Source organism: Candidatus Schekmanbacteria bacterium RIFCSPLOWO2_02_FULL_38_14 (assembly GCA_001790855.1).
Lineage (GTDB): Bacteria > Schekmanbacteria > GWA2-38-11 > GWA2-38-11 > GWA2-38-11 > 2-02-FULL-38-14-A.
Genome location: MGDH01000042.1, coordinates 79,206 through 102,504, shown reverse-complemented (window position 1 = coordinate 102,504; position 23,299 = coordinate 79,206). Strand labels below are relative to the sequence as shown.

At 38.1% G+C, this 23,299-nt stretch carries 26 protein-coding genes; 18 read left to right on the top strand and 8 right to left on the bottom strand.

Going from position 1 to position 23,299, the window contains the following annotated elements; all coding sequences use genetic code 11:
* The first annotated feature begins 82 nt into the window (after positions 1-82).
* Positions 83-1,369: a histidinol dehydrogenase gene (locus tag A3H37_08310; protein ID OGL48017.1), complete on the top strand. Its 1,287-nt coding sequence runs from the start codon at positions 83-85 to the stop codon at positions 1,367-1,369.
* A gap of 43 nt (positions 1,370-1,412) precedes the next feature.
* Here A3H37_08310 and A3H37_08305 read toward each other — a convergent pair whose 3' ends face one another.
* Positions 1,413-1,754 (bottom strand): hypothetical protein, encoded by a 342-nt coding sequence (locus A3H37_08305; protein ID OGL48016.1) that lies wholly within the window; start codon positions 1,752-1,754, stop codon positions 1,413-1,415.
* Between the two features lie 128 nt (positions 1,755-1,882).
* Between A3H37_08305 and A3H37_08300 the strand changes: the two genes are divergently transcribed.
* On the top strand, positions 1,883-3,661 hold the full coding sequence (locus A3H37_08300) for a hypothetical protein (GenBank protein ID OGL48015.1): 1,779 nt from the start codon (positions 1,883-1,885) through the stop codon (positions 3,659-3,661).
* 60 nt (positions 3,662-3,721) lie between these two features.
* Positions 3,722-4,069, top strand: a complete 348-nt coding sequence (locus A3H37_08295; GenBank protein OGL48014.1) for a hypothetical protein — start codon at positions 3,722-3,724, stop codon at positions 4,067-4,069.
* 52 nt (positions 4,070-4,121) lie between these two features.
* Here the strand turns inward: A3H37_08295 and A3H37_08290 are convergent, their stop codons facing one another.
* The 4 genes from A3H37_08290 to A3H37_08275 form a co-directional block, all read right to left on the bottom strand.
* Complete coding sequence (locus tag A3H37_08290) at positions 4,122-5,129, bottom strand: hypothetical protein (protein ID OGL48013.1); 1,008 nt, start codon at positions 5,127-5,129, stop codon at positions 4,122-4,124.
* Between the two features lie 124 nt (positions 5,130-5,253).
* Complete coding sequence (locus tag A3H37_08285; protein OGL48012.1) at positions 5,254-6,120, bottom strand: hypothetical protein; 867 nt, start codon at positions 6,118-6,120, stop codon at positions 5,254-5,256.
* A 31-nt stretch (positions 6,121-6,151) separates the two neighbouring features.
* Positions 6,152-6,382, bottom strand: coding sequence for a hypothetical protein (locus tag A3H37_08280; GenBank protein OGL48011.1), 231 nt, complete (start codon positions 6,380-6,382; stop codon positions 6,152-6,154).
* Positions 6,360-7,214 (bottom strand): hypothetical protein, encoded by an 855-nt coding sequence (locus A3H37_08275; protein OGL48069.1) that lies wholly within the window; start codon positions 7,212-7,214, stop codon positions 6,360-6,362. Before A3H37_08275 ends, A3H37_08280 begins: the two co-directional genes overlap by 23 nt.
* Before the next feature lie 531 nt (positions 7,215-7,745).
* Between A3H37_08275 and A3H37_08270 the strand changes: the two genes are divergently transcribed.
* Positions 7,746-9,182, top strand: a complete 1,437-nt coding sequence (locus A3H37_08270; GenBank protein OGL48010.1) for a hypothetical protein — start codon at positions 7,746-7,748, stop codon at positions 9,180-9,182.
* Between the two features lie 171 nt (positions 9,183-9,353).
* A complete protein-coding gene (locus A3H37_08265) occupies positions 9,354-10,898 on the top strand; it encodes a hypothetical protein (GenBank protein OGL48009.1) in 1,545 nt (514 codons plus the stop codon).
* A 37-nt stretch (positions 10,899-10,935) separates the two neighbouring features.
* Here the strand turns inward: A3H37_08265 and A3H37_08260 are convergent, their stop codons facing one another.
* Positions 10,936-12,813, bottom strand: coding sequence for a hypothetical protein (locus tag A3H37_08260; GenBank protein OGL48008.1), 1,878 nt, complete (start codon positions 12,811-12,813; stop codon positions 10,936-10,938).
* A gap of 278 nt (positions 12,814-13,091) precedes the next feature.
* Here A3H37_08260 and A3H37_08255 point away from each other — a divergent pair, with 278 nt between their 5' ends.
* From A3H37_08255 to A3H37_08210, 10 genes are all read left to right on the top strand, one after another.
* A complete protein-coding gene (locus A3H37_08255) occupies positions 13,092-14,540 on the top strand; it encodes a hypothetical protein (protein ID OGL48007.1) in 1,449 nt (482 codons plus the stop codon).
* Between the two features lie 475 nt (positions 14,541-15,015).
* Positions 15,016-15,366: an FmdB family transcriptional regulator gene (locus tag A3H37_08250; GenBank protein ID OGL48006.1), complete on the top strand. Its 351-nt coding sequence runs from the start codon at positions 15,016-15,018 to the stop codon at positions 15,364-15,366.
* A gap of 183 nt (positions 15,367-15,549) precedes the next feature.
* Positions 15,550-15,804 (top strand): hypothetical protein, encoded by a 255-nt coding sequence (locus A3H37_08245; GenBank protein ID OGL48005.1) that lies wholly within the window; start codon positions 15,550-15,552, stop codon positions 15,802-15,804.
* Positions 15,797-16,015: a hypothetical protein gene (locus A3H37_08240; GenBank protein OGL48004.1), complete on the top strand. Its 219-nt coding sequence runs from the start codon at positions 15,797-15,799 to the stop codon at positions 16,013-16,015. Before A3H37_08245 ends, A3H37_08240 begins: the two co-directional genes overlap by 8 nt.
* 206 nt (positions 16,016-16,221) lie before the next feature.
* Complete coding sequence (locus tag A3H37_08235; GenBank protein OGL48003.1) at positions 16,222-16,491, top strand: hypothetical protein; 270 nt, start codon at positions 16,222-16,224, stop codon at positions 16,489-16,491.
* Between the two features lie 158 nt (positions 16,492-16,649).
* A complete protein-coding gene (locus A3H37_08230; protein ID OGL48002.1) occupies positions 16,650-16,871 on the top strand; it encodes a hypothetical protein in 222 nt (73 codons plus the stop codon).
* Between the two features lie 328 nt (positions 16,872-17,199).
* Positions 17,200-17,439: a hypothetical protein gene (locus A3H37_08225; GenBank protein OGL48001.1), complete on the top strand. Its 240-nt coding sequence runs from the start codon at positions 17,200-17,202 to the stop codon at positions 17,437-17,439.
* Positions 17,440-17,761: 322 nt separating this feature from the next.
* A complete protein-coding gene (locus tag A3H37_08220) occupies positions 17,762-18,259 on the top strand; it encodes a hypothetical protein (protein OGL48000.1) in 498 nt (165 codons plus the stop codon).
* Complete coding sequence (locus A3H37_08215) at positions 18,246-18,857, top strand: hypothetical protein (protein OGL47999.1); 612 nt, start codon at positions 18,246-18,248, stop codon at positions 18,855-18,857. The genes A3H37_08220 and A3H37_08215 overlap by 14 nt, the downstream gene beginning before the upstream one ends.
* Before the next feature lie 306 nt (positions 18,858-19,163).
* Positions 19,164-19,376 carry a hypothetical protein gene (locus tag A3H37_08210; GenBank protein OGL47998.1) on the top strand — a complete coding sequence of 71 codons (213 nt, stop codon included), beginning with the start codon at positions 19,164-19,166 and terminating at the stop codon, positions 19,374-19,376.
* A 100-nt stretch (positions 19,377-19,476) separates the two neighbouring features.
* On the opposite strand, the gene A3H37_08205 is transcribed toward A3H37_08210, so the two are convergent.
* Positions 19,477-19,758, bottom strand: coding sequence for a hypothetical protein (locus tag A3H37_08205; protein ID OGL47997.1), 282 nt, complete (start codon positions 19,756-19,758; stop codon positions 19,477-19,479).
* On the opposite strand from A3H37_08205, the gene A3H37_08200 reads away from it, so the two are divergent.
* Entirely contained in the window at positions 19,736-20,284 is a 549-nt protein-coding gene (locus tag A3H37_08200) for a hypothetical protein (protein OGL47996.1), read from the top strand. The two genes, A3H37_08205 and A3H37_08200, sit on opposite strands and share 23 nt — an antisense overlap.
* Positions 20,285-20,339: 55 nt before the next feature.
* Here A3H37_08200 and A3H37_08195 read toward each other — a convergent pair whose 3' ends face one another.
* Positions 20,340-22,457 carry a ribonuclease R gene (locus A3H37_08195; GenBank protein ID OGL47995.1) on the bottom strand — a complete coding sequence of 706 codons (2,118 nt, stop codon included), beginning with the start codon at positions 22,455-22,457 and terminating at the stop codon, positions 20,340-20,342.
* A gap of 160 nt (positions 22,458-22,617) precedes the next feature.
* On the opposite strand from A3H37_08195, the gene A3H37_08190 reads away from it, so the two are divergent.
* Together A3H37_08190 and A3H37_08185 are read left to right on the top strand one after the other, a co-directional pair.
* On the top strand, positions 22,618-23,037 hold the full coding sequence (locus A3H37_08190) for a hypothetical protein (GenBank protein ID OGL47994.1): 420 nt from the start codon (positions 22,618-22,620) through the stop codon (positions 23,035-23,037).
* 25 nt (positions 23,038-23,062) lie between these two features.
* A complete protein-coding gene (locus A3H37_08185; GenBank protein OGL47993.1) occupies positions 23,063-23,266 on the top strand; it encodes a hypothetical protein in 204 nt (67 codons plus the stop codon).
* Positions 23,267-23,299 lie beyond the last annotated feature (33 nt).

Below are 23,299 nucleotides of genomic sequence, written 5' to 3'. Positions count from 1 at the left end.
TAATAAATTTAGTTACTTAAAAAAGGGTTAGGGTCTTTAAGAGGTCAGGAATTCATTATCATGAAAGGGGGTGAGTGGAACAATGATGAAGATAATAAAAGCTGACAGCAGGGAATTTAATAATTTCTTTAAGGCTTTATTGAATCGCCATGGAAAGGAATCGCCGGAGGTTGAAAAGAGAGTAAGCAGGATAATTGAAAGGGTCAAAAAATACGGCGACAGAGCGCTGATTGAACTAACAAAAAAGTTTGATGGTGTAAACATCAAACCTGATACTCTGAAGGTATCAGAAAAAGAATTCATTGCTGCAGAGAATATGGTTCCCGGCGATGTGAAAAAGGCTATGAGGACAGCAATGACAAGGATAAAAAAATATCACCTGAAGTATTTAAAGGGAAGCCGTGTTTATTCAGAGAAGAAGGGAATTTTCCTCGGGCAGGGGATGAGAGCAATAGAAACAGTTGGGATTTATGTTCCGGGAGGCAAGGCATCATACCCGTCATCAGTTTTTATGAACGCAATTCCTGCAAGAATTGCAGGTGTCAAAAAAATCATAATGTGCTTTCCTGCTCCAAAGGGAGATTTGAACCCGTACCCGCTTGTTGCGGCAAGGTGGAGCGGAGTCGATGAAGTCTACAGGATTGGAGGGGCGCAGGCTATTGCTGCGATGGCTTTCGGAACAGAAACAGTTCCGAGGGTTGACAAGATTGTCGGACCCGGAAACATCTATGTGGCAACAGCAAAGAGAATGGTTTTCGGAAAGGTCGGGATTGATATGGTTGCAGGTCCCACTGAAATTGTTGTTGTTGCTGACGCAGGGGCAAACCCCAAATATATTGCTGCCGACCTTCTTTCTCAGGCTGAGCACGACGAAACAGCATCAGCAATTCTGATAACCAATTCAGAAAAAATAGCTTCTCAGGTTAAAAAAGAAATATCAGCGCAGATAAAAAAACTTAACCGCTCTGAAATAGCAATCAGGGCGCTTGAAAAATTCGGAGCTATAATCATAACAGAGACAATTTCTGACGGTATTGGTATTGCAAACCGGATTGCACCGGAGCATCTTGAGATAATGGTAAAGAACCCAATGCGTCTTGTATCTAAGGTAGAAAATGCAGGCGCTGTGTTTCTTGGGAGTTATACTCCGGAAGTTCTTGGAGACTATGCCGCAGGACCAAGCCATGTGCTGCCAACAGGCGGAACAGCAAGGTTTTCTTCAGTTCTCTCAGTTGATGATTTTGTGAAAAGAATCAGCATTGTTTCTTTTAACAGGAAAGAATTTTTAAAGCTAAAAAGGCTTCTCATAACTTTTGCATCTATTGAAGGACTTGATGCCCATGCAAGGTCTGCAATGGTGAGAAAGTGAGAGGGCAAATTTTAGATTATAAATTGGAAACTTAGAGACAGAATTATGAGGGAATGAGAGTATTGAGGATTTTTTGTGATTCAGGGGAGATATCAACAAAAAAAATTCCGAGGTGATAATTTCCATTTTCAGCTATCTCAGACCTTCTCACTTCGCCTTTTAATGTCAGCAGGATTTCCTCAAGGGCAAGAGTTATTTCAAGCACTGAGTGTATTGGAAAAGGAACCCCTGACTCTATGAACATTCCGCTCAAGCTGATATTCAACGTAAGGGCAATTCCCTTCCTTTTCTCGTATTCTTTTTGATCAAAATAATTATAGGCATTTAAATGAAGTGATTTGATTCTTGGATATCCACGTTTTTCTTTAAAAATATTTTTTTTCATTGCCTGTATTTACAAAAAAATTAAATGTGATATTAAAATAGACTAATCATGAAGATTGTGTCAATAAAATTAAAACTGAAGTTCAAATTGCAACTCAAGGCTAAAAACTTTTTGGATTTTTTGAGAAAATGGACACGGTAGGCAAGTTATTTTTAGAGACTGCAAAAAAATATCCGGACAAAGAGGTTCTCCTGTACAAACACGAGGGGAAATTCCACGCAATAAGGTTCAGGGAATTTCTGCAGAAGGTTGAATGTTTTGCGGCAGGACTTGAAGCCCTCGGGTTCAGGAGAGGGGACAGGCTTGCTATTTTTTCAGAAAACCTGCCCCAGTGGATGATATGTGATATTGCAACAATCGGGGCAGGAGGGATAGATGTTCCCCTTTACACTTCCCTGACCCCGTCCCATCTTGAGTACATTATCAATGATTCGGGTTCAAAAATAATTGTTGTTTCAAACGAGCAGCTTCTGAAAAAGATTCTTTCTATAAGGAGTAAACTGAAAACCATTGAAAAAATAATTATTCTTGAGAGCAATTCAGAAAGAACCCCGGAAGAGGCTCTTACTTTCAGGGAAGTTGTTGAAACCGGGAGAGAGAGGCTTGAAAGCGGCTCTGAAAGCTATGAGAAAAGAGTATCAACCGTGAAACCATCTGATATGGCAACGATAATGTACACATCCGGAACAACAGGAGTTCCAAAAGGAGTTATGCTCTCTCACCGCAATATTACAGCGGAGATTTATGCTCTCGGGAAAAGTATTGAGGTTGAAAAAGATGACCTCCTGATATCCTTTCTTCCTCTGAGCCATGTTCTTGAGAGGATGGTTGAATATTTCGTGATATTTAACGGATGCGGGGTTGGTTACTCGGAAAATATCGAAGCCCTTGCAAAGAACCTTGCAAAGCTCAAGCCGACGCTTCTTGTTTCAGTGCCAAGGGTGTATGAGAAAATCTATTCAATGATTTCGGATGGTGTTGAAAGGGAAAGTGAATTCAAGAAAAAACTTTTTCACTGGGCGCTGAAATCCGGAAGAGCTTACAGGGAAAACAGGGGGACTGAAAGAAACAGAATCAGTTATATAAAAAATTTAATTGCTGAGAAAATAGTCCTTTCGAAAATAAAAGAGAGGCTTGGAGGAAGGCTGAGAATGCTTATTTCAGGAGGTGCACCTCTGTATAAAGAGGTTGGCGAGTTTTTCAGTGATTTGGGGTTGGTAATTCAGGAGGGATACGGGCTGACAGAAACAACCTGCGCCGTTACACTGAACAGGAGAGATGATGTCCGTTATGGAACTGTCGGACAACCATTGCTCGGAATTGAAATTGCAATTGGAGACAGGAATGAGATACTTGTACGAGGGGCTGTTATAATGCAGGGGTATTATAAGGATGGAGAGGGGACAAGGAAGGTAATTGATGATGAGGGATGGTTACATACAGGAGATGTTGGCTTTCTGGATTCAGATAATTTTCTTACCATAACGGACAGACTTAAAGACCTGATAAAGACATCAGGCGGGAAGTACGTTGCGCCACAGCAGATTGAAAATGCATTCAGGAAAAACAGGTTCATATCTCAGGCAGTTGTAATAGGCGACAGGATGAAGTTCATAACCGCGATTCTTGTCCCTGATTTTGGAGTCCTTGAGAGATATGCTGAAGATGAGAAGATAGAATTTTCCAGTAAACCGGAGTTAATAAACAACTCAAAAATAATTTCTCTGTACCAGTCTATCACTGATGGAATCAACAAAGAGCTTGCGACTTTTGAGAAGGTCAGGAGATTCTCTCTTGTAGCGGATGATTTCAGAATTGAATCAGAAGAACTTACTCCGACACTAAAAGTAAAGAGGGGGATAATTCTTGAAAAATACAGGGATGTTATTGAGAAGATGTATGACTGAAACATAAAAATTTCAGCTGTGAGTTATAAGTTATAAGCAGACAACTATCAGGTTTATAAAATGATTGTGAAAGAACAAAAAAAATATTTAATTTGTGAATTGCATTGCAGGTTTTACAAGAAGGGCAAGAAAGAAGAATCTGCCTGCAGGGGATTTGAGATAATGAAAAGTTTGCTTGATAACAAAATGTTTCAGGATAAAACAGAGGGTTTAAGGGTTCAGGTAAAAGAAATAACTTTCAGGTCTGATGATATCCTGAAAGAGATTATCTGCAAAAAATGTGATTTTTTCATAGATGGATGCGATTTCAGGGACCCTGACTGCAATTATGATGCCTCTCCCTGCGGAGGTTTTATCCTGCTCAGTTATTTATTTGAAAAAGGGGTTGTTTCCAAGGAAGGGATTTAAAATCCATAGCAGGGAAAGAAATAGAGTAATCTTAATTATCATTTATAAAACCCTAAAGTGCGGGCTGTTGCTGGCTGATGCAGTGTAGCGTCCCGAGTCCGTACACAAGGTCGCTGCAATTTATTCCAACAACACTGCGTTCAGGAAACTGTCTTTGGATTATTTCAAGGGCTTTCTTGTCATTTTGTTTTCCAAAAACAGGAGCCAGCACAGCACTGTTGCCTATGTAAAAATTTGCATAACTTGCAGGAAGTCTTCTTTCCTTATCTCCAATAAAACCCGGCATTGGTAATTTTACTACCTCTAATCTATTCCCATCCTGGTCTTTTGATTCGCATAAAATTTCATAGTTTTCTTTAAGTATTTTATAATTTGCATCTTCTTTATTTTCCTCATAGCAACAAAGGACAGTAGAAAGATTAACAAACCTTGCTATATCGTCTATGTGGCCATCAGTATCATCCCCAACTATGCCATCTTTGAGCCAGATAATATTGGTTACTCCAAGAAATTCTTTTAGATATTTTTCTATTTCGTTTTTGCCGAGATGAGCATTTCTGTTTTTATTTAAAAGGCAGACTTCTGTTGTCAGCAAGGTTCCATTGCCATTTACATCAATTGAACCACCTTCAAGAATAATTCCGGGCTTGAAGCAGGGCAGGTTAAGATGTTTGTTTATAAATGATGGAATTTCTGTATCCTTAATAAGGTCTTTGTATTTGCCACCCCATGCATTGAAAATCCAGTGGGACATGGCTATTTTTTTTTCATTTTTATTTAACAGAAAAATAGGTCCATAGTCTCTAAACCAGACATCTGCGTAGTTGTAAACAAAAAAACTGATACGGCTCAAATCAACATCTTTAAAAGTCAATAGTTTAAAAGCGTTAGCCTCAATATCTTCATTTCTTACAAAAAGATTTACTCTTTCGCTTTTATGAATTGTTTTTATTATATTTAGAAAAACTTTTTCAACTTTTTGAACGCGGTCAGGAAAGGTAATGGGGTCATGTGGCCATGAAAGCCAGATTGCATCATGTTTTTCCCATTCAGCAGGCATATAGTAGCCTAACTGGGAAGGAGTCTTGGTTTGGTTATTTATATTGGTCATTATGAAAAATCAAAAGTCTAAATGATAAATTAAAATTTAAAATTTATACTATCCACGAGTCACGAACGACGAGTCACTTTTTTACCAGCATCCCATACGTTTCCGGTCTTCTATTTTTTAAAAATCCCCAACCATCGCGGATTCTTTTGTTCTTGCTTAAGTCAACTTCTACCACGACCACTTCTTCTTTTTTGCTGCTTGCTCTTTTAAGCACTTTCCCAAAAGAGTCACAGACAAAGGATTGTCCCCAGAATTCAAGTTTCCCTTCTGTTCCAACCCTGTTCACTGATGCAACGTGTACTCCGCTTGCAATTGCATGGGAACGCTGGATTATTTCCCATGCATCATGCCAGTCTCCGTCAGGTGAAGTATAACCTCTAATCCATCCTATAGCAGTTGGGTAAAATATTATATCAGCGCCTTTGAGTGCAAGAATCCTCGCAGCCTCAGGAAACCACTGGTCGTAGCATATCAGAACTCCTATTTTAGCATATTCAGTATTATATACTTTAAACCCGGAGTTTCCCGGTTTGAAGTAGGTCTTTTCATAAAAAAGCGAATCTTGGGGGATATGAACCTTGCGGTAAGTATTGAGAAGTTTTCCATCTGTGTTTATTACAACAGCAGAGTTGAAATAATTCTTCTTTGAATCTTTTTCAAAGATTGGCGCGATGATGACAATTCTGAAATCTTTTGCAAGAGCGGAAAGGACATCTGTGGTTTTTCCCGGAATTGTTTCAGCTAATTTGAAAGCATTCTTGTTCCTGAACTGTGGAAAATATTTTGTGCTGAACAGTTCCTGAAGGCAAACAATCTTTGCACCTTCCCCCGCAGCCTCTTTTACTTTCTCTATGATATTTTTTAAATTTGCCTCAGGATTTTCAGAAACAAGGGTCTGGATAAGCCCGATTGTGATTTTACTTTTGTTTTTTGTGTTCATTGCTTGTATTGAAAAAAACTCTATAAAACTATTATCCCTGTAAAGATATGAATTCTGGTTTAATATAAATAACCGGGTTCCATGTCAAGCATGGAATTACTGAAACCAGTATTGTTAATTCTGTTTTGACAGGTCCTGGAAAAAAATCTTTTAGACTATGGTTCCCAAAGGCAAAGGCACTGAGGTCTGGTATTGAACCTATCGCAATAAAAAACCAAATCATATCTGCAAGGTTTGCATTAAAAGGCCTTGCAGCTGTCAAGCCCGTGTTTTTCAAGATAGCGCTGATGATATTCTTCTGCTTTGTAAAATTCAGCAGCAGGAGCAATCTGTGTAACTATTTTTCTGTCATAGACTTTTGAGTCTTCAAGTTTTTTTAAAGACTTTTTTGCTAATGCTTCCTGCTTAGGTGAATAGAAGAAAATCACTGACCTGTACTGGGTGCCTATATCAGGGCCCTGCCGGTTAAACTGTGTTGGGTTGTGAACTTTCCAGAAAACATCAAGGAGTTCTTCATAAGTAACTTTAGAAGGATCATATTCTATATGCACAACCTCTGCATGGCTTGTTTTGTCTGTGCATATATCTTCATAAGTTGGGTTTTTAAATGTGCCTCCCATATAACCGACTGTTGTATTTACAACTCCTTTTAGTTTTCTGAATTTTGCTTCTACACCCCAGAAACACCCACCTCCAAAAGTCGCTTTCTCCATTTTCTCCTCCTTGTTAAATTTGAGCGCTACTGAATTGATGCAGTATCTCTGTCCAGTTGGTTTGGGACCATCTGGAAATAGATGACCAAGATGAGAGCCGCACTTTCCACATATTACTTCTATTCTCCTCATTCCAAGGCTGTTGTCTTCTATTGTTTTTACACTTCCATCATATGCAGGTTTCCAGAAGCTGGGCCATCCTATACCTGATTCGAACTTTGTGTCTGAGCTAAAAAGTTCATTCCCGCAGGCAGCACATTGATAAATTCCTTTTCCTTTATTGTAGGTGTATTTCCCTGAGAAGGGGAGTTCTGTCCCTTTTTTTCTCATCACGTTGTACTGTTCTTCTGAAAGAAGTTTTTTCCATTCCTCATCGCTCATTGCCATTTCCTTAGAGTTTACTGAAACATCAGGGCAGGATAACTCATCTTTCTTTTCTGCACGGGTATCTTTTTTGCCGTATGTGATAAGCACCAGCAATAAAATAGACAGAGTACTAAAAAAGATTATGAACTTATTATTCATTTTACACCCTCCTTATCTAAACTTTTTAATCTAATTATAAATTTATTGAAATAGTTCAAGGGAGAAATTCAGGGGTCTGGAAAAAAGTTGTAAGTATGCAAAGTTTTGTGGTTACAGGGTAGTGGAGGCTTTAGCCTTCCATCCTGAAAACCACGGGCTTGTCTATGAATCGTAAGTTGCAAATACAAAATTTGTAGGAAGTGTCAAGGGAATGTAAAGACAGTTTACTTTTTTTGACTTGACATAGGTATATCCCTTTAATATTAGTTTTCTTCCATATAATCATGAAAATTAGCGGGACAGGAATGTCCCGCCTATAGATAGGCGGGGTTTTCTAACCCCGCATCTTAAGATTATAGTCTAGTTTGAAAAAGAGGAGGAAAGGTTATGGGTATTCTTATTGGAATTTTGGTTGTGCTCGTTATCATTATCGTTTTTTCCTTTGCGCTTTTTAAATACAAGAATCGCAGACCCCAACCAGATTACTTTGAGATTTATGAGAATCAGGACACTACACCAGTCGGAAAAGTAGGCATATTTGCAACAGCCCTTATTATGCCAACCAACCACAACCACTGGTTTTTTCATAATATTGTAAGGAAGATATTCAAGGTTGTTATTCCCTGGCCTTTCAATGTTCTTGCCACTAAGGACAGAGGAGTTGCGCTTTTAGACCCTAAACACGTCCATGCCAGAGAACCATTCGTTCCAACTCATCTTGAAGACGCTTTCGGGGATGACCGGGACCTTGACGGGACTCCTTACATAGAGAAATATCATCAGGGACAGGTTATATGGCAACCGCCATCTTCAAGAATCTATCTTGACCATGGATACTTTCTCTATACAGGGCGTTTGGGTGGTGAGCCGTCTATTTGCGGAAAGGTTGCGAATAAATCAAGGCTTTACTACTATGACCACGGGATTAAGCAGAAAAAACTGCCTCATTGGGAAGAGAGTTTTAAAATAATCAATGGCGCCTTTGATAAAATCAAGCAGAAATATAAAGATGTGGAGTTCAGGTCAGAGACTAACCTTTTCTATTATGATATGAGGAAAAAGCTCCATGAACTGCTTGATTCCGGATGCGAAACAATAATCCTTTCTTCTCCAATGGGCATCTATTCACACTTCGAGGATTTTAACTCAAGTTTTTATCATTGTTTTGAATACATAGAAGAATGGGAAAAAGAGCACAACAAAAAAATCAAGATAATCATTGCTCCGCAGATGGGGAATTTTCAGCCACTGAGACAGGCTTTCCTTGAAATGCTTGAAGACAGGCTTGATACAGTTCCAGAGGGCTCATCTGTCACAGTTGCTGTTACTGTCCACGGAATGCCTTGGGACGCTTTTCAGTGGGAAGGCTGGTTAAAACTTGCACCTGCATACCGCGACAAACTTTATGAAGATGTAAAGGAAATGCTGAAGAAGTACAAGTTCAGCAAAACAAATGTAGTAACCTGCCAGGATGAATTTGCAGACCCTATCTGGGACCCAAAGGAAAAATATCTTTCAACCAACCGCGCTTACTGGAATGCAATTAAAGAGAATTATGATTATGCAATAGGACTTCCAATTGAGTTTTTTGCAGAAAATTCTGACACGCTTATGCACCACGCAATGAAATGCTACCAGAACTTTGACCAGTATGATATAGAGAAGCCAATTGACTATCCTGACTGGTCAGTTCCATACAGCAGAATAATGGTACAGGGCAAAACCAAAGTAATCTACAATGGTGTTCCTGTAGGAAAGTATCAGAAACATGTAATTGAAGCCCTGCACCAGTCACTTGATTCTGTGATGTCGAAGAGGAAGTAGTTTTATTGGTCGCTCGTCACTGGTATTTTGTCGTTTCTATGTCGTACCTCGTAAGATGTAAAAACAGGTCTTATAAAAATGCGGGGTTAGAAAACCCCGCCTATCGATAGGCGAGACATTCTTGTCCCGCTACTTTCATATTGCAAAGACAAATTATATTTTATTATTTCTATGAAATATGACTGCATAGTAATCGGGGCAGGAATTGGCGGGCTTACATGCGCAGCGCGTTTTGCAAAAAATGGAATGAAAATCCTTCTCTGCGAAAAATTCGAACATATTGGAGGAACAGCTTCAGTGTTCAGAAGGGAAGGATATACATTTGCAGCAGGGCCATTATCATTCAGCTATCCAGTTTATGTTGCCAGCACATTGAAGGAACTAGGCGTAAAAGAAGAAATTACTTTCAAGCGCTCACATTTCCAGTATAAATCTGGAAAAATAGATTTGCTTCTTTCACTTCCTTTTCAAGAGTTGACTGATGAATTGAAAAAATATTTTCCAGAAGAAAAAAAGGGTATCCGTTCATTTTTTAGATTGATGAAGAAGATTGGAAAGGCTCAGGATAAAAGGTGGGAGTGGGACTATCAACTGCTTGAGGGAAATAAAAAAAACGAAGCTAAAAAACCATATGGCAATGAGGTTGAAAAGAGACTTTCGGTTATAAAAAAATACAGCAGAGTTGGTGCAAATAAGTTAGCAGATGGGTTTGTGAAAGATGAAATTCTTGAAAACCTTTTGGCAAACCAAAGTTTTGAAGAGGGAACAATGTCAGCTTCTTTGGCTGCGAACATGTGGGATTTGATGAGTGAAACTGGCATATGGTACCCTGACATCGGTTTTGAGGGGATTGGCAAATTATTTTCAAAAATAATATCTGAAAACGGAGGGGAGATAAGAACTTTTTCTCCGGTATCAAAAATCGTTGTTAGAAATGGTAAGGCTACAGGTGTAGAACTTAGTGGAGGAGAAGAGATTAAGTCTGACATTGTTATTTCATGTCTTGACCATAAACTTACTTTCCTTCAGATGATAGGTGAAAGTTTTCTGCCCCATGATTTTGTAAAATGGGTGAGAGATTTAAGAGACAGCGGTTCAGTTTTCTGTGTTTACCTTGGTGTTGATTCTTCCAAAGTAGACTTGAGCGCTTTAAGGGCATTACATCTTTTCTATCGTTCCAGTATAGCCCCTGTGGATTTATGGGGAAGCGGTACTTTCTCAAAAGAGTTTTTTACAAGAAGGGAATTTGAAATCTGCCACTGGTCTGGAAAAGATAAAAGCTTTGCTCCTGAAAGAAAGGACGCTATAATTATCAGAGTAAATGCACCCTATCAGCACTTCAGAAAATGGAAAGCCATGGAAGGTGGACGGAAAGAAGGATATTATGAGTATAAGGATAAAATAATAAAATATCTGATTCAGGCAGCAGAAACGATTCTGCCCGGACTTTCTTCTTCTGTTGAATTTTCTGAGGCATCAACACCATTGACATATGAAACATGGGGTGGAGGAAGCGAAGGCGCCTGTGCCGGATGGTCGTGGGATGAATCTGATGAGATGGGCTCAGAGCTTAAATGCCTGATAAGGACTCCAGTCCCAAATCTCTACATGGTTGGCTATCAGGCTTTTTCACAGCTTTTTATGGGAGGATTTGCAACAGCTATGCACAGCGGGAATATGGTAGCGGATATGATAGTGGAAGAAGTGAATGGGTGAGTCGATTAATTGTAGCAGTAGAGCGAAGCTCTACTTTTTAAAAATTTTGGAGTTCAGAGTAATTCCCAAGCCGTTCCTCAAATTCTTTTGTTTTCTTTTCACGCTCGTCAAAGAGAACCTCAAGTTCAGTGAATAGTTCTTCAACTTTTTTCTGCGATTCGTGGATTGTCTTTGAGAGCTTTTTGATTAATTCAGCTTTGCCTGCCTGGCAGGCTTCAAGATAAGCCTCTGAGTTCTGGTTTATTTCCTTTTCGAGGCTTATGATGGTGTTTTCAGTTTTTGCAATCCTGCTTTTCAATGCTCCGAGTATCTTTGACCTTTCAGAAATTATTTGAGCTCTTGCGCGCCTCTCATCTTTTTTGCTTAGCGGCTTATCTTGCGATTTTCCGTTTCTGCTATTGCTGTCTGTTATAAGAGATGCTTCATCTTCCCATCCTATCCTCTCAAGGAAGTCATGGTATGTCCCTTCAAAGATGCTTACCTTACCTTTATCAAATACAATGAGCTTAGTCGCTAAGGAATTTAGTATCAGCTCGCTGTGGGTTACTACTATAACTGCTCCATCGAATTTGTTTATTGCCTCAAGCACTGAGTCAATGGACTGCATGTCAAGATGGTTTGTTGGCTCATCAAGAAGAAGAAGGTTTGCCGGGCTTACAAGAAGTTTTCCGAGAAGGACTCTGCTCTTCTCTCCGCCTGAAAGTATGCTTACCTTCTTTAATGCCTTGTCGCCGTCAAACATCATGAGACCGCAGATACTGCGGGAGGCCCTGCGGTCGTGCCCGGGGTGCGCATCAAGCATTTCTTCCTCAACTGTTTTTTGGGGATTAAGGCGGTCTATGTTGGTTTGACCAAAATAGGCAGCCTTAAGTTTTGGATGCGTAATAATATTTCCGCTAATAGGTGAAAGTTCTCCGGCAAGAAGATTTAGGAGTGTAGTTTTTCCTTTGCCGTTTTTCCCGATAACACCGATTCTGTCGTTTTTTGCAACCGAGAAATTTAGCCCTTCAATGAGCGGGGGAGAAACATGGTCAAAAGAAAATAATAAATCCTCAACATCCATGAGCCTCTTGCCAAAAAAAGGAATCGATTTGAATTTAAAATCCAGATTTTTTACATCAGACAGCTCTTCAAGTTTCTCCTTCTTCTCAAGCTGCTTTATTCTCGACTGGACTGCGCGGGCTTTGCTTGCCTTTGCCCTGAAGCGATTAATAAACTGCTCGTCTTCCCTGCGTTTTTTCTCGATGTTTGTCCGTGTCTGTTCATAGACTTCTTTTTCCGTTGCAATCTGGTCATAAAGCTTTTGTGTGGAGCCAGCTATCTTTTTGACTTTGCATCTGTGGATTGCCATTGTGTGTGTTGTAACGCTGTCCATGAATAAACGGTCGTGGGTTATAATAATGAGCTCTCCCTTCCATGCGAGAAGGAAGCGCGTAAGCCAGCGGACGGAGACGATATCAAGGTAGTTTGTAGGCTCATCAAGAAGTATCATGTCCGGCTCTGAAACAAGAACCTTTGCAAGATTAAGCCGTATCTGATATCCGCCTGAAAGCTCGTAAGGGTTGCGGCCAAAGTCTTTTTTAGAAAACCCGAGACCGTTAAGAATGGTCTCTACCTTGTAGGTCTCATCTCTGCCTTTTTCCTGTGGTCTCAGGCTCAGGCATCCTTCTTCGAGGATAGTGTCCTCTGTGAAACTGATATGCTGGGAAAGATGAGAGATTATGTACCTGTTCGGGATGCTGATAGTTCCGGAGTCGGCGTTTTCCTCGCCAAGTATGAGCCTGAAGAGAGTGGTCTTTCCGTGGCCGTTTCTGCCGACAAGCCCGACCCTTTCACCCGGGCTGATGGAGAAGCTCACACCGTCGAAGAGTATCTGCTCGCCATAGGTCTTTGTTAGATTGCTTACCTGAATCATCCTTTGCTCCAAAAGAGTGTAGTTTGTTAAATTAATTTTATGAAAATAAACAAAAATATTCTTTTTTACAAGCTATTATTAATTATTGAATTGAAGATTAATGATGTAGTGTGTATAAGGAATTTATAAATTCTTATGTAAAAAGAAAAAAAGTTATAAAGAATTGTAAATCAAAATCAAATTAATGTTGACTCAAGCAGATTATTGCTTTATAAAAACAATGCGTTTTTAAATGCGGAAAGTTTCAAAAAAATTATATTTTTCTTAAAAACAAATTAGTGTTTCAGGGAAAAAAAATAGGTCAAGTGAAAGAGCGGGGAATAGGCTATAAGCTTTTTATAATATTTTCCCTTACAACAATCTTACCTGCTCTGATTTCCAGTTACCTTATTATAAATTATAACCTTCCTGAAGAATATTCAAAATACCAGCTTATTATCTTATTGTCTCTTGAAGTAGTTATTATTTTTCTTGGAATTTACCTTTCATCAACAATGGCAGGTTCAATAATGAAAGCCATCAGTGCAATAAAAGAAGTTGCTGAAGGAAATGTGAGCAAGAGACTGACAGAATCAGCAAGGGAAGAGATAAGCGGGCTCGCAATGAATTTTAACCGGATTACAAGCAACCTTGAAAATACCATAAAAAACCTTGAAGCATCAGAAGAACAGATGAGAAGGATGCTTTTCAGAATAGGAAATATTATTGCTTCTCCTGTTGATATAGACAAGGTAATGCAAATTCTTTTGTCTACAACTGTCCATGTCCTTGAGGGAGACAAGGGGTTTTTTTTTATGCAGGATGATGAAAAAGGGGTTATGAGTCTTTTGGTTAATGTCAATGCAACTGATGAAGATTTGAAATATTATGAGAACTGGAGAGAAGAAGGAATAATAAAAAAAGTAATAAGAGAAAAGAAGTCTGTCAGAATTTCCATAAATAATACTATTGAGGTCAATGAGGTTTTATGCCCAATTGACAAAAGCAAAACAAGCATAAGCGCTCCCATTATTCTTGGCAACAGAGTTATAGGAGTGATAAGCCTTGCTGATAAAAAAAACGGAGGTGAATATTTAGAGGACGAACTTTTTTTGCTTGAAAATTTAAGCAGCCAGATAGCGATGGCGCTTGAAAATTCAAGGCTTCGCAAAAATGCTGAAAAATCATATTTTGAAACCATAATAGCCCTTGCTACTGCTGTTGACTCAAGAGACGAATATACTATCGGGCATTCAAAACAGGTGGCTAAATATGCAATAGGAATTGCAAAAAATATGGGACTTGCACAGAGCGATATTGATGTTTTAAGGGATGCGGCACTGCTTCATGATATAGGTAAAATCGGTATGCCGGATGACCTTCTCAGAAATACAGATGAACTTACAAATGATGAAAAGGACTTAGTATGGAAGCATCCGGTTACAGGAGAAAATATTTTAAAACCAATAGAATCCCTTTCAAAACTCTGTCCAATTGTAAGACATCACCACGAAAGATATGACGGAAAGGGTTATCCTGATGGCTTAAAGGGCAAGGACATTCCCCTTCTTGCAAGGATAATAATGCTTGCAGATGCATATGACGCAATGCGTTCAGACAGGAGCTATCAGAAGGGGCAATCATCTGAAGAGGCTATAGAAGAGATAAAAAAGTATTCCGGTTTTCAGTTTGACCCGCTTTGCGTTAAAACTTTTGTTGAGTATTTAGAAACATCAATTGAAAACTGAAAGTTCAAAACAGCTGTAAGTTATAAGCTGTAAGCTTAGGCAGAAGTGGTAAAACTAAATTGCTAAAGTTAATTCTATTTTATAACCAACACACATAAATGTGTGTTTCTACATTTTATATATATAGAAACAGGTTTTTAAACCTGTTGAAAAACTCGCAATATTGTCATTGCGAAGGGCTTTAGCCCTGAAGCAATCTGACCCAAAGGGTCATTACGAGAGCCGATTTATCGGCTCGTGGTAATCTCGTCTGGATTGCTTCGCTTCGCTCGCAATGACATTACTCCGCAATCTCAGTTTTATGCAAATCAATGAGTTAGAGATTGCCACGTAGCTGTCGCTCCTCGCAATGACAATCTTGGACAATCTACTTTCTGTAGGGAGCTTCAGAATTATTTGAGATTTGTATTTTTCAAGTATATTGATAAGCGGGGTTTTCTAACCCTGCATTCAGGGAAGCAAAAAATTAAAACCTATGCCTATTTATGAATATGAATGTAAAACCTGCGGTAAAAGAATGAGTTTTTTAATCTTTTCTCAGGAAAGCTTGAAAACTCTTGAATGTAAAAAATGTAAAAGTAAAAAGCTCAATCGTTTATTATCTAGGATTGCCACCCCAAAATCAAAAGAATCACGGCTTGAATCCCTTGCGGACCCAAGCAAACTTGCAGGACTTGATGAAAAGGACCCAAAAAACATTGCCAGATGGATGAAGCGGATGGGGAAGGAGATGGGGGAGGATGCTGGCGAGGATTTTGACGATGCAGTTGACCATGCAATGGATGAGGATGCTCAAGAGGGAGAAAGTTCATCAGAAGAGCTTTAAGCTAACAGTATTTAATAGGACGGATATCCTATCTATCATTGTAGGAAGCAGAGCATTGTAAAAAAACTATTTTAAAAATTGTTTCCATTGACATAAAGAAAAATTATTTGCTAAAATTCAATCAAAGTAAAAAGATTAAAAAATTGAAATAAATTAATAAATCTTGAAAAAGGGAAATCTTCAATGATTATAGAATATGTAAAAGAAGCACTTCGAAGAGCTATGTACGAAAAAATAGATGATGAAGAACCTTTCTATGGAGAGATACCAGGTCTTAAGGGAGTTTGGGCAACAGGTAAGACCCTTGAGGAATGCAGACAGCGCCTTGCAGAAGTGCTTGATGGTTGGATTGTAATTCGTCTTAAAAAAGGTCTTTCTATTCCTCAATTAGGCCGTTATCGAATAGAGCCTCTTAAAGCTCTCCAGTTCCGTGGGTAAACTTACTCCTATATCTTGGTTCACCTTAGTAAAACGGCTTCGTTCATTTGGGTTTGAAGGGCCTTTGCAAGGCGGAAAACATCCCTACATGATAAAAGGCAATATAGTTCTTACTATTCCTAATCCTCATCGTGCAGAAATAAGCATTGATCTGCTGTCTCGAATCCTGAAGCAGGCTGGAATTAGCCGCAAAGAATGGTTAGAAAAGTAAATTTTTAAAGATTCTTATTTTCCCTTCTGACGTCTACATCTGGCTATCACAACACATCTTTTTTGTCTTGACATTTTTTGTGTCCTTTCTATACTTGAATAAAATTTCATATCTGAGTTTGATTAGCAAAGCAATTTAGGAATTAATCAGCTTATAGCTGTTATTATTAGTTCTAACAGGTTGCTGAAAGACTCTTTTAGTTGTCATTGCGAGCAGGTCCCTCGCTCGTCATTGCGAGCGATAGCGAAGCAATCTCTGCTGAAAACTCTCAGCAAACTCCTCTTTCTGAAAAAGATATAATCCCTCTTACTCCCCCTTTGGCAAAGGGGGATTTAGGGGGATTTTCTGAAAAGAAAACCCTCAACCCCGGTGAATTTGTTTTTGATATTAAAGATGGCAAGCTCTGGTTAGAGGCAAAAGAAACTGACCTTCAGAAACAGTTAAAAGCCATAGCAGAAAAGGCAAAAAATAGATAGCAACCCACTTAAAATTTTCTTAAGATATGCGTTGACAATTAATAAGCAAAGCAATATTTTTATTAAAAGTTTAACCTCTTAGGCTATTATAAAGATTTTACAAGAAGATTCTCTTTGAAGATAAAGAGGGTGAAGAGCTCTTATAAGGTAAAACAATAATGAAAATTTATTATGATGCAGAGGTTGATGCCCTCTATATTGAGTTTAGAGAACTCGAACCAGGAACTGCTGAAAATAGAGAATTAAATGAAGACATGATAGCAAATTATGGACCAGATGGTAAAATCGCAGGGTTGGAATTATTGAATGCAAGTGTTGTTATTGGTGACACAAAAAAGATTATTGTAGAAGTTACTCCTGTTCAGCAGACTTTAACTTAAGGTTTTTGCAAAAAGGGGTATCCAAGCTTTAAAAAAAAAGAGGAGGTTTATCTGTCATTTATAATTGATGGCATAATTTGGTTAGATGATATTGTAGAAAAACTTGCATGGAAGCATGTTGTTCTCCCTCATGAAGTTGAAGAAGTATTATCTGGTAAATGCAGAATATTTAGGAAAGAAAGTGGTAATGTTGAAGGTGAAGATTTATATAACGCACTTGGCAGGACAAGTACAGGACGTTACCTTTCAGTATTTTTTATAAAAAAACTTGGTAATAGAGCTTTGATTATAACAGCCAGAGATATGAACAGGCGGGAACGGAGGAGATATGAAAAAAAATAAGCAAAAAGGAATGACCATATTAGAGGCAAGCGATTTTTTTGATGAGCATGACATATTCGAGCTCAATAACGTGAAAGAAGTAACAGATATTAAGTTCAACTTGCAAAAAAAGAAATATGTCGGATTGGATATGGATCTATTTAAAAAGATTCGCAGCAAGGCAAAGAAACTTCATAAAAATGAAGACCTGTTAATACAGGAATGGTTGATGGAAAAAGTAGGATAATCTTCCCTAAATCTCTGTAATCATGGGAACTTAAAAAGGATTTTTTGTAATTAATCAGCTTATAGCTGTTAATTTTAATTCTAAATAAAGAAAATTAAGAAATCTTAATAAATCTTTATTCAGGACAGAAAATGGCACACTTTTTGCCTTCATTCATTCATTCATTCATTCATTCATTCATTCAAACTCCCAACCTAATTTATTTCCTAAACTCAGCTATCATAAAAACTGGAGAAAAAATTCCCTTATAATTTTCCTCCTGCTCTTTTTATCTTTTTTTTTCTTAATTTCTCCAGCCTCTGCTATTGCTCAAAAAGCAAAGTTGCTTGCAGGAAAGAAGAAAGGACATCCTAAAATAGAGAGTGTTTTGTTCGAGCTTCAAGAAGAATACATAAAAGATAGAGCTAATGCCAAGAAGTTTGCGAAAAAAAGAGCACTTAAGGTTAAAGAAAAAGATAAAATAACTGTGTTTTTAATCTCAGAAGCTGGAAAAACTGTAGATGCCATTGATAAAAAATCACTTATAAAATATGGCGCTGAAATTATTAAAAGTGGTGATAAGGTATTACAGGTAGATATTCCCGTTAATAGAATAAAAAAGATAGCTGATAATGTTAAGGGAATCTCATTTATTACCCTGCCAGATAAACCTACACCGGAAGGATTCCAAAGTGAAGGTGTTAACTTATCAGGTGCTTCAGTCTATCATTCTGCAGGTTATACTGGTTCAGGTGTAAAGGTTGCAATTATAGATAGTGGTTTTCGACCTTACCGCAGAGCAAGAGGCAAGGAACGCTCAGGATGTAATGGATTTCTTTGAGAGTAAGGCAACTCTTGACAAAATAGAACAGAAGCCATATAATTATAGTCATGGAAAAGAAACCTCAAAAATCTCCGAAGAAATATCCAAAACAGAAGGAGGGGTTGACAATAAAATCTCTTGGAAAGTATTGGAAAAAAGGTTCCCCGAAGTCATATCCGCAATATCAGGGCGAATAAAATCCCCTGTAAAAGAAATACATACTCTTGAAGATGCTGCAAGACATGGTTACGATTATCTAATAAAATATCCACAGGAACAATTACTTGCGACTATAACCGACAAGGAAGGGAAAATTCTATCAACTCATTTTCTTTCTAAAGGCGACAGAGCTTCTTCTCAAATTGATTTGAAAGAAATTGCAGGTATTGCAACAAGAGAAAAAGGAGCTGCTAACGTTTATTTGAAACATAACCATCCTTCTGGTAAATCTGAATTATCTGACAGCGATATAAATACTTATTTGGGTCTTAAAAATCTTTTAGACAGAACAGGTATAGATGCTAAAGGTATCGTTGCAGTTACCATTATGAAGCTACATTTACGGATACTGATTATGATGGATGGCATAATGTATCAGGAAGCGTTGAGGTTATAAGTTTAGAGGCAAGCTATGGAGATACAATTAAAGCATATTTAACTTGGGATGCATGGCCTACAACAAATCAAGATCATGACCTTTTTCTTTATGATAGTTCTATGAATCAAGTTGCTTCAAGCCAAAATTGGCAAATAGGAACACAAAAACCAACTGAATTTATTTCTTATTTAGTAACAAGTACCGGAACATATTATCTTAGAATTAAAAAGGTATATGCCACATCAAATCATCAATTAGAATTATACAGTTCAAACCACCAATTAAACCCAGCGGTTGCCTCAAGTAGCCTAACAAACCCGGCAGATGCAATATATGCGTTTGCTGTTGGCGCAATTGACCAAGGTAATTGGACAACAGGTGACCAGGAACCCTTTAGCTCTCAGGGTCCTGCAAATGATGGCTATATTAAACCAGAGATTTCTGGACCAGACGGGGTTTCAAATTATACTTATTGGGCTGGTGGGTTTTCTGGCACAAGTGCTGCATCTCCTCATGTTGCAGGCGCAGCAGCTTTAGTTTTATCAAAAAATCCAAGCTATTCTGTCTCACAGCTATGGAATGCTTTAACTAATGCTGCAATAGATATGGGCACAGCAGGTAAAGATAATATATATGGTTACGGGAGATTGAATTTACCATCTCTACCTACAACGACTACTACTACGATCACCACCACAACCACGACAACAACTACGACGACCACAACCACATCATCTACTACTACGACCACATCTGGAGGTGGAGGGACATCAACGACTACAACAACCTTAAGTACTACAACGACATCAACTACAACAACTACCACTACATCAACAACTTCTTCGAGTAGTACTACATCTACAACAACAACTACTTCTTCTACTACAAGTACGACAGTGTGTGGTGAGAATCCGGAGATTTCAGAAATTAATCCAACAAAGGGAACTTATTGGAAGGAAGTAACAATAACAGGGACTGGTTTCTGTGATGAAGAAGGACTGATTACGTTTAAAAAATCTGGTTATGAGGCTATGGACGGGTTTATAATAAGCTGGGCAGATGATGAAATTATAGGGTCAGTGCCATGGGGCTGTAAGGTCGGGATAAATAAGGTTAAAGTCACTACAGTTTCTGAAAATGAGAGCAATTCAGAATCATTCAAGTTTATAAAACCAAACCCAAGAATTACTGGTCTTTCAGCCAAATCAGGAATGATTGGTTCAGAACTTGTAATTGCCGGAAAGAATTTTGGTGAGGAGGATGAGAAGAGTCAGGTTCGCTTTAACAAAGCTCTGGCTGATGTTGTTAGCTGGGGAGATAAGAGCATCATTGTTAATGTTCCCGGTATGAAGTTAGGCAAGAAAGGAAAATTTGTTTCAGTCAAAGTCAAGACCATGTATGGCACGAGCAACACCAAGAAGTTTAACGTGTTGCCGGTAAAGTGAATAGTGAACAATATAAGAAAAATTATTGGTATTGTTAAAATAATATCATGGAATGCTATTTTACAAATACCAAGTTTACTTCCCTGCGTTTTAAATCAACTTCAGTTACCTTTACCTTTACCTTGTCGCCAAGCCTGTATATATTTTTTTTCCGTCCTCCCTTGAAACAGTGTTTCTCTTCAATAAATTTATAATAGTCATCCTTAAGGCTTGAAAGCCTTACCATCCCTTCGATAAAGAGTTCGCTGATTTCTATAAAGATTCCAAAAGAGGTTACTCCTGAAATTACTCCTGAAAAAACCTCTCCTTTTTTCTCATACAGGAATTCTAATTTTTTTATCTCAAGCACTTTCCTTTCTGCATCTTCCGCAACCTTTTCTCTTGTTGAAGAATGGGAGGCTATGGCTGGAAGTTTTTCTTCAAGTCCGGTTATTACACCACTTGGCAAATTACTTTTGCTCAGGAGTTTTTTCAGAATTCTGTGGACAATTAGGTCAGGGTAGCGGCGAATAGGAGAGGTGAAGTGGGTGTATATCTTTGAGGCAAGGCCAAAATGGCCAATGTTATCTTTTGAATAGAAAGCGTGTTTTAGTGAGCGGAGAAGGAGTGATGATATCATATGCTCAACAGAGGTTCCCTTGACACTGTTTAATAAATTCTGAAGCGCTTTCGGAACAATTTTTCCTATAGGTTTGACATCAAGCTTCAAGTCTTTAATGAATTCATTAAAATTTGTTATTTTTTCAGCATCAGGTTTCCCGTGTACCCTGTAAAGAGAAGGTATGTTTTTTAAAAAAAGGTGTGATGCAACAGTTTCGTTTGCTGCAATCATGAATTCTTCTATTATTTGATGTGCCAGGTTTCTTTCTGATTTAATAATGCTGGTTATCTGTCCTGTAGCGTCTATTATGAATTGAGGTTCTGGAAGGTCAAAGTCAAGGCTCCCCCTTTTCCATCTTTTCTCCTTTAAAAGCAGACATAGCTCTTTCATGATTATAAATTTGTCCAGGAGATAAGAGTATCTTTCAATTAATTTCTCATCTGAGTCTATGATAATCCTTTTCAGGTTTTCATAGGTCATTCTTTCGTTGCTTTTAATAACACTTTCAAATAATTCGTAACTAATACGTTCCCCGCCTGGATTAAACTCCATAAAAGCTGTAACCGTAAGCCTTGATTCATTTGGTCTGAGACTGCATATATCATTAGAAAGCCTTTCAGGGAGCATTGGTACGCAGTAGTCAGGGAAGTAAATACTTGTTCCCCTGAAAAAAGCCTCTTTGTCAAGATAACTTTCTTCTTTTACATAGTAAGCAACATCTGCAATATGAACCCATAACTTATAATTTCCATTTTCAGTTTTTTCTATTGATATTGCGTCATCAAAATCCCTGGCGTTTTCTCCGTCTATTGTAACAGTTGGAAGGTCCTGAAGGTTTTTTCTGCTTACAATATATTTTATGTCAGGGTGCGAGCAGGTTTCTGCCTCATTAATCGCAGAATCTGAAAATTCCTGCGGAATGTCATATTCTTCAATTGCTATCTTTGTCTCAATGAATCTGTCGTGATGGGACCCAAGAACTTTTATTATTTTCCCTTCAGGGTTGCGGTTTAGAGATGGATATTTTGTAATTTCAGCAACAACAACCTGTCCGTTCAAGGCTTTGTGTTTTTCATTGCCCGGAATATATATGTCGTGGGAAAATCCCTTCTGTTCAGGTATTGCCCATCCGTGGTCTCCTTCTTCTTCAAAAACTCCAACAATTTTTTTATAAAAATGTTTCAGAACCTGCACAACAACACCTTCCGGCTTTTTCCCGGGAGATGTTGTTTCAATTCTTGCAACAACAAGGTCATTGTGCATTGCGTTTCCAAGTTTATTCATATTGATAAACAGGTCATCTTTTCCTTCTTTCACAGGTATAACAAATGCTGAGCCTTTCCTGTTCATTTTTAGCTTTCCAACAACCAGATTCATTTTTTCAGGAATTCCTAATCTGCCATCTTTGATTCTGACTGTCTCACCTGAAAAAATGAGCTCTTCCAAGAGAAGCTCAAAAAACTCTCTGTCTTTGCTGGAAACTTTGAACCCTGATATAAGTTCTTCTGAAGTAAGAGGTTTGTCGCCGGATTTTTTTAAGTATTTTAATACATCTTCTTTTGTGATTTTCATAAATATTACATTTAAAAAGTTTTGCTAAAGATAACGGTTATAAGAAGCAATGTCAAATAACAAAGAATAAAAGTTAATGTTTAATAAATTTAATTACAAAAAAAACCTTGCAAAAAGCTACCCTTAATGTTAGAAAATCTAAACAAACAGGAGAATTTGCTTGGAAGATTACGCAGAAAAGATATCTGAGCGAAAATCATTGTTGATGACTTTTACTCTTGCGTTTTTAATTCCCGGAGGAGGCCATTTTTATCTTGGCAAAAGATGGAGGTCTTTGGCAATATTTTCAGCTATTACACTCCTCTCTCTGCTCGGGCTTCAGTTTTTCGGAGGGTTTTTTACTCCCCAGGGAGAAATGAGCGACCAATCATTTGCAAAAGTTTTTGTTTTGCTTTCAGTTTTTGTGCAGCTTTTTAATGGCATAATATATCTTATTCTCGCAGGTTTTAAAAGCTCAGCTCATGTCCGCGGAATACCGGGAATGATGGAGATAGGCGGAACCTTTATTATTATAGCAGGGCTTTTAAATATACTTATAATAATGGATGCCTATGATATTGCTATGAATAAAAAAGGGTAGGACAGGACGAGATTTAAAAGCAGAGTTGAGGTTTTGGAAAGGGAAAAAAGTGTTTCAGGTTTTAAGTTTTATATTCTTGGCTTTTGCAGTTTCTACAATATGGGGAATTTTAGACTTTGATGGGGGAAAAAATGAATTGCTGCCGTCATTCAGAATAGGGATTTATATTTTTCTTGGATTGGTAGGCATGGCAGCTGGCTTTGGAATAATTATCACTTTCCTTTCTTAAATTTTAACCTTCCATTTTATGGTTATAAGAAGT